The organism is Treponema sp. R6D11, assembly GCF_054786075.1.
On record NZ_BDHD01001228.1, the window covers coordinates 1 to 354 of the forward strand.

General features: G+C 47.2%; 1 protein-coding gene. It reads left to right on the forward strand.

From position 1 onward, the window contains the following. The coding region (locus ACYVTD_RS18215; protein WP_461249011.1) for a hypothetical protein at positions 1-354 on the forward strand (354 nt) is incomplete at both ends.

Here is a 354-nt window from a genome sequence, read left to right on the forward strand (position 1 = left end):
TCCCTGTTTACCGCTTTTTTCTATATCGGCATGGAAATGTCCATCGACCTTACCCGCTCCGCCCTCAGCGCCCTGGTCTTTAACGGGTTTTTACCCCGCTATTCCCCGATGCGGTACTTACAGTTAAATCTGCAATACCTCGTCGTGTTCGGCTTGTGCTGTTACTATTACACGATAATGAAACGGTACTCGGGCAAACATTCGTTTGCCGGTTGGGTAATCCTAATTATCGCCCCGTTAATTCAATTTTTGGTATTAACCTATTTCGTTCACATCGCCGATCCGCTTCTGGAGTTGCAAGGCATTAACATCTACGGTCCCGGCTTTTGCTTCGGCCTGTTTTGTATATTGCTC